Source organism: Enterobacter cloacae complex sp.6700776 (assembly GCF_048284255.1).
GTDB lineage: Bacteria > Pseudomonadota > Gammaproteobacteria > Enterobacterales > Enterobacteriaceae > Enterobacter > Enterobacter intestinihominis.
This window is the reverse complement of sequence record NZ_JBLVYK010000265.1, coordinates 1-276: the sequence shown is the minus strand read 5'-3', so window position 1 is coordinate 276 and position 276 is coordinate 1. Positions and strand designations below refer to the sequence as shown.

The following is a 276-nucleotide window of genomic DNA, read 5'->3' as shown; positions in this document are numbered from 1 at the left end:
ACATTATCCACGGCATCCCTCGTGCGCCCTGATTGACACTGAATAAGTTTACTAGCGAAACCGACAGAGTAAACCTAACATTGAAATTAAAGGTCATCAGTTTTAGCATGTACACCTGCTTTTAAGGATGAGCTGTATACGTCCTCTGGTTTAATAATAAATTTCGAACGGACAGAGATATGCCAGCAAAAGATCCTGCGGTACCCACGGACGCCACGCTGGGGTACACCTTTCAAAATGATTTTCTGACGCTCAGCCGGGCATTTTCCATGCCGG

General features: G+C 45.7%; 1 pseudogene. It reads left to right on the top strand.

The annotated features are described in order from the left end of the window. Positions 1–179: 179 nt before the first annotated feature. Positions 180–276, top strand: a pseudogene (locus tag ACNQ0T_RS24185) (hypothetical protein); the annotation flags it as partial.